This window comes from Streptomyces phytophilus (assembly GCF_013870535.1).
Taxonomy (GTDB): Bacteria; Actinomycetota; Actinomycetes; order Streptomycetales; family Streptomycetaceae; genus Streptomyces; species Streptomyces phytophilus.
Window position 1 is genome coordinate 1 of record NZ_JACBXC010001209.1, and the last position, 1,801, is coordinate 1,801.

Genomic DNA, 1,801 nt, shown 5'->3' on the forward strand with positions numbered 1-1,801 from the left:
CGGGACGGGTCAGAGGACCCGGCGCACGTTCACGTCATCGGCCTTGACGAAGCCGATGCGGTGCCCGATCTGGATGATGTGGTACTTCGTCTTGCCGCGGACCACCGTGCGGTCCCCCGGCGCGGAGCCGTCGAAGGTCACCGCGCGGTAGTACTCGCCGGGGACGGTGCCGCCGTAGGAGTACGCCTGGCCGGCCTTGAACTCGTACGGGTGCGCCGAGATCGGCTGGTACGGGATCTCCGGCGGGTACGCCGCCTCCTCGGGGTAGGCCCGGCCGTAGACCGGCACCGACTCCCTGCCCGCCTTGGGCGTGACGATCTTCCCGCCGGTGAACTCGGCGACGGGCGCGCCCGCGGGGTTGCGGAACCAGCCCTTCAGCCCGTGGTACCAGATCGCCACCCAGTCGCCCCTGCGCTCGGCGACCGCGTACCGCTGCCCGGCCGACGCCCGGCTGCCGATGTCCGAGACGTGCATGTCGGACGCCCGGCCGTCGGGGTGCAGGCCGATGTCGGCGAGCAGCGGGGAGTCGGCGTCGGGCTGCGAGTGCAGGATCACCGACGACGACGGCGCGAGCGGGCACGGCTCCTTGGGGTCGGAGCCCGACTCGTAGCTGCAGCCGGTGAACTGCGGCTTGTTGTCCTCGAAGTCCGGCTTGATCAGCACCATCGACTTCGAGATCCCGCCCGGGCTGCGCAGCGGCGCCTTCAGCAGCTCGAAGTAGCGCTCCCAGTCCCAGTACGGGCCCGGGTCCCAGTGCATGCCGGGGATGTTCGGCGTGGTCGTGCCGGGCACGTTGTCGTGGCCGATGATGTGCGTGCGGTCCAGCGGGATGTCGTACTTCGCCGCCAGATAGCGCACCAGCGTCGCCGAGCTGCGCATCATCGCCTCGGTGTACCAGGTGCCCTGGTCCTTGGCGAAGCCCTCGTGCTCCAGGCCGATGGACTTGGCGTTGATGTTCCAGTTGCCGGCCTGCCAGGCGACGTCCTTGTGCTTGACGTGCTGGGCGATGTGGCCGTCGGAACTGCGCAGCGTGTACTGCCAGCTGGCCGCGCGGGTGGGGTCCTGGACCATGTTGATCACACCGGGGTAGCGGCCCTCGGTGTCGTGGACGACGATGTACTCGATCTTCTGGTCGCGGGGGCGGTTCGCCTTGTCGTGGTTGACGTACGCCCCGATGTCGTCCGGGTTCGTCTGCCGGTACGTCGCCGGGATCCACTCGCAGCCGAGCCGCTTCGGGCACTCCACGTCCTCGTCCGCCAGCCGGGGCAGGCCGAGTTCGCCGAGCCACCGCTGGTGCGGGGCCACGGACGGGTCGCCGGCGAGCCGGACGGCCTGGCCGTCGTCGGTGGTGCGGGCGGCGCCGTCGCGGATGGTCGCGTACACCTCGTCGGCGAACGTCGCCGCGTCCTGCTCGTACGCGGCGCCCGCGTACCTGGCGACCGCGCCGTACCAGTCGGCGGGGTCCGCGGAGGCCGGCGCGCCCAGGTCCTCCTGGTACGCGGCCAGCAGCGCGGCGCCCCCGGCGATGTTCTCGGCGGGCTTGGCGCGCAGCGTCGCCGCGTCGGTGCCGGTCAGCTCGGCGGCCCGGTACAGCGTGGTGAGGGCCGGGCCGAACTCCTCGTCGCCGACGGGCCGTTCGGTGTCGCCGCGGGGGTCCTCCGCGGTGCCGCCGTGATGGTCCTCGGCGAGCACGGTGGGCGCGTCGGTCAGGTGCATGGGGCCGTAGCCGGCGTCGGTGCTCGGCTCGCCCGCGTGGGTGTCCCAGCGGGACTCCAGGTACGACACGCCGAGCAGCACGCTC

General features: G+C 72.0%; 1 protein-coding gene. It reads right to left on the reverse strand.

All coding sequences use genetic code 11. From position 1 onward, the window contains the following. Positions 1-9: 9 nt before the first annotated feature. Positions 10-1,801: N-acetylmuramoyl-L-alanine amidase (locus H5J30_RS30845; protein WP_181790778.1), on the reverse strand; the 1,792-nt coding region annotated here is incomplete at its 5' end.